At 41.8% G+C, this 3,748-nt stretch carries 6 protein-coding genes and 2 pseudogenes; 5 read left to right on the plus strand and 3 right to left on the minus strand.

Features of this window, described 5'->3' with window-relative positions; translation table 11 throughout:
• Window positions 1–114: pseudogene (locus tag IQ230_RS27820) on the plus strand (IS982 family transposase); the annotation flags it as partial.
• Here the strand turns inward: IQ230_RS27820 and IQ230_RS25975 are convergent.
• Together IQ230_RS25975 and IQ230_RS25980 are read right to left on the minus strand one after the other, a co-directional pair.
• Entirely contained in the window at window positions 111–809 is a 699-nt protein-coding gene (locus tag IQ230_RS25975) for an MATE family efflux transporter (protein WP_228055438.1), read from the minus strand. The pseudogene IQ230_RS27820 and the gene IQ230_RS25975 overlap by 4 nt on opposite strands.
• Window positions 810–919: 110 nt before the next feature.
• Complete coding sequence (locus IQ230_RS25980; protein WP_193935065.1) at window positions 920–1,630, minus strand: SDR family oxidoreductase; 711 nt, start codon at window positions 1,628–1,630, stop codon at window positions 920–922.
• A 97-nt stretch (window positions 1,631–1,727) separates the two neighbouring features.
• On the opposite strand from IQ230_RS25980, the gene IQ230_RS25985 reads away from it, so the two are divergent.
• The 4 genes from IQ230_RS25985 (at window position 1,728) to IQ230_RS26000 (ending at window position 3,551) form a co-directional block, all read left to right on the plus strand.
• On the plus strand, window positions 1,728–2,291 hold the full coding sequence (locus IQ230_RS25985; RefSeq protein ID WP_193935066.1) for a LysR family transcriptional regulator: 564 nt from the start codon (window positions 1,728–1,730) through the stop codon (window positions 2,289–2,291).
• 232 nt (window positions 2,292–2,523) lie between these two features.
• Window positions 2,524–2,883, plus strand: coding sequence for a type II toxin-antitoxin system RelE/ParE family toxin (locus IQ230_RS25990; protein WP_099703552.1), 360 nt, complete (start codon window positions 2,524–2,526; stop codon window positions 2,881–2,883).
• Between the two features lie 2 nt (window positions 2,884–2,885).
• A complete protein-coding gene (locus IQ230_RS25995) occupies window positions 2,886–3,209 on the plus strand; it encodes a helix-turn-helix domain-containing transcriptional regulator (RefSeq protein ID WP_193935067.1) in 324 nt (107 codons plus the stop codon).
• Between the two features lie 150 nt (window positions 3,210–3,359).
• A complete protein-coding gene (locus IQ230_RS26000) occupies window positions 3,360–3,551 on the plus strand; it encodes a hypothetical protein (protein WP_228055440.1) in 192 nt (63 codons plus the stop codon).
• Between the two features lie 83 nt (window positions 3,552–3,634).
• Here the strand turns inward: IQ230_RS26000 and IQ230_RS27200 are convergent.
• A pseudogene (locus IQ230_RS27200) lies at window positions 3,635–3,748 on the minus strand (IS982 family transposase); the annotation flags it as partial.

Here is a 3,748-nt window from a genome sequence, read left to right on the forward strand (position 1 = left end):
CATCGTAGTCCCGTCAATTTTGGTGTTAATGTCCTCTGTGGTTTGATTGCTTATTGTCATCAGCCCAAAAAGCCCTCCCTTCACTTAGAATGGGCTTTACCTCCATCTGCTTAACCCGAACTCAGGTTACGATAGTTCTGCAAATTTTGATTCGTAAAGATATACAGGGCTAAGGCGAAAAACATTCCCCATAGCGTCACAACACTCGCGACTCCCAATCCTGCAAGCCCCATTTGCGGAAAACCAAATTTCCCAAATCCTAAGATGTAGTTCCAAATAATGTTAAATGTTGTTCCAGTTACCACAATCACCATTATGGGACGCGCCTGCGAAAGCGCAGAAACTGTAGCACGTAGCGCCGCAAATCCTACTGCGGGAAATAAACCCCACAGCATAATATCTAAATAGGTATTGACAAGTTGCACGGTTTGTGAATTCTGTCTGCTGTGGCTGAGCCAGGTATCAAGATGTGCGGTGAAGATCATCAACGGTAGTGCAACTAAAAGTGCTAACCATAACCCTTGACGCGCTACTTGCTCGATGCGGGATTTTTGCCCTGCACCAAAGGCTTCTGCAATCAGTGGACTTACGCCCATGACAACACCACTCGCAGTCGTCATAATCGAGAGAAAGATAATTGCTGCCAGTCCTCCTGCTGCCAAAACTTCGGCTCCCATTCTGCCCATCATGACGGTATCAGCAAAGCCTGTCGCAGATTGGGCAACTTGGGCACTAGCAAGGGGAATTGCTAACTTCAGGAACTCTCGCACTTCAGTATGAATATGCTTTTGCATCTGCATGACAGTCATTGTGAAATTCTCTAGAAGACTTGCTACACCGTTACTTTAGAAAAACAAGCAGTGTGAAATCTTTCTATTTTTTGCTGTTTTGTCAAAATCTTGCGGGTAATTTATTTTCATTAAATCGCCGCAGATCGCGCTTCATCAACTTTCAGTGTTGTTCCAGTGATAAATTTGGCATCGTCTGAAATGAGAAAAGCGACTATTTTTGCCAGTTCAGCATAAGTAGTCGGACGACTCCACATCAGATCGTGAGGGACATTCCAGCCTGCGAGTTCTTCTAGGTTATCTGCTACAAAAAATGGAGCTACTGAGTTCATGCGAATGCGATCGCTACGATACCGCTGAGCATATAGTTTTGTGAATCCTTCCATTGCTGCTCGGAGCGTACCACTAAACGGAGTTCCTAAATCGGGTTCTTGAGAATCACACGCAGAAATATTGACAATCGCCCCGCCTCCTTGTTGACGCATCGCTTCTGTAACAAGTCGTGCTAATCGCACCACGCTGAGAAACAGCATCTCAAAGTTCTCTAACCACATCTCGTCGGAAATTTCTAATAAATCTAATCGAGGCGGATCGCCAAAGCTATTAACGACAGCATCAACGCGCCCAAATGTATTTAACGTAGTTTGTACCAATTGTTCTAAATCCTGTGCGTTGGACATCGATCCTTGCATGGCAATTCCGCCAAGTTCCTGCGCCAAATCATGAATACTTGGCGATCGCGCCAACAGTGAAACCGCATATCCCTGTGCTGCCAACTCACGCGCACATCCTGCCCCAATACCGCGACTTGCAGCTGTTACGATCGCAACCTTTTGACTCATTGTTTGCCCTCTATTAATTTATTCTTTTAAGTTAATCTTTGCTGTAATAGAACAGAAGACTTGATATTGGCAAAACATCTGTGCTGAAAAAGAACAAATGCTGAGTGTTTTTAACCAACTACCAGAATTAAGCGCATTCGTGGAAAGTGTCGAGTGTCATAGTTTCAGTGCAGCCGCGCGATCGCTCAACACAACTCCCTCGGCAATTAGTAAACGAGTTGCAAAATTAGAAGATCGCTTAGGAGTACGGCTGTTGCAAAGAACAACGCGATCGCTCAATTTAACCGTAGAAGGAACTGCTTACTACGATCGTGTATCGCGCTTACTGCGAGAACTCAATGAAGCAAATGATTTAGTTATTTCTGGTGGAAAGCCACGCGGTATCACAATCTCTACATCGCTTGACTTTGGGCAGTGGCTTTTGGTGCAATCAATTCCAGAGTTTTTAGCGCAGTACCCAGAAATTCAAATTGATTTAAGATTAAGCGATCGCCTCGTTGATTTAGTTGTTGAAGGCATTGATGTGGCGATTCGATTAGGAGATTTAGAAGACTCTAGTTTAATTCGCAAACATTTAGAGCGCAGTGAATTTGAATTGGCTCTTGGTTGTGATACTGAACCACTACAATTAAATAAAAGTAGCGGCACAACTCAAAGTTAGTATGTGATGTAACCAGTAGCTACTAGTTTTAGAAACAAACTGGATTGCTTTAATCAACTGCATTTAGATTATGGAATGATTGCAGAGTATATCCTAGTAAAAAAGTTATGGATACTATCTGTAAAGTCTACAATGCAAAACCTATAGACTTCTTAGCTTATGTAGAAATAGTGAAGCAATTCCCTAAGCGGGATTGACACATGGTAACATTAAAGTTACCATTAAGCATAGTATGAATGTACAAGAATACATTAGAAAAGATGGCTCTAGTCCTTACCAAAAATGGTTTGATGAATTAGATGCAGTTGCAGCGGCTAAGGTAACAACAGCTAAAGCTCGTTTAGAAGGAGGTAATACATCAAATATTAGATGGTTTGATGGAATAGGAGAATACAAAATAGATTGGGGACCAGGATACCGGATATACCTTGTTCAAGAAGGAAAACAATTAATAATTCTATTTGGAGGTGGAACTAAGAAAACTCAGCAAGCGGATATCAAGTGTGCTAAACAACTTTATGAGGAATACAAGCAACGAAAGAAAGTAGAAAAAGGTAAGGGAGTCAGTCGCAAGGGAGGTAAAAAGAAATAATCATGGGGTTAACTAGAGACTTTAAAGAGACACTACGCGCAAGAGTAGAAAGAGATCCTGAGTTTGTATCTGCTTTACTAAATGAGGCTATCGACCTCTTTCTTAATGGAGAAGCAGAAACAGCAAGAATTATATTAAGAGATGTTGTTAATGCAACAATTGGTTTTGAAGAACTTGCACAAAAAACCTCAAAACCAAGTAAAAGTCTTCATCGAATGCTTTCACCAAAAGGTAATCCATCAATGGATAACTTGACAGTCATCATTCACGAACTAAGTAAAGAATTGAATGTAGATATAAAAACTCAAGTCGTTAGTTGTGTTTGAAACATAGTGACGATCGCCTAATCGGGAAAACTGAAATACAACTCTTAAATAAAATAAACTGCAATCTTTTATTTAAAATAAACTCAAACAGGGAACTTACAGCTTCGGAATACTTGGATCTTGCTGCGAATATAAAAGGCGAAAACTATTATGGCACAAGCATTTCATGCTGCACCAATTGTTTCTAGTCGGGCGCTTGGTTGGGAACCTCTGATTGCCGAAGAATTTCAGCAACCACCAGGCGGAATAGACACGCCAGAAGCTTGGGAAGGGCACGCGATCGCATTGTGTCTTGCCCCGAAGCCTCATCTCACATCTTGCACCTATCAGGAAAACCACTAATACATGAATAAGTAGTGTAAGAAAGTGACAGCAGAAGCGGAAATTCGCTTTTGTGGCAGAGAGTAATTCAACCTGAGTTCGGGTTAAGCAGATGGAGGTAAAGCCCATTCTAAGTGAAGGGAGGGCTTTTTGGGCTGATGACAATAAGCAATCAAACCACAGAGGACATTAACACCAAAATTGACGGGACTACGATG

The organism is Gloeocapsopsis crepidinum LEGE 06123, assembly GCF_015207655.1.
Lineage (GTDB): Bacteria > Cyanobacteriota > Cyanobacteriia > Cyanobacteriales > Chroococcidiopsidaceae > Gloeocapsopsis > Gloeocapsopsis crepidinum.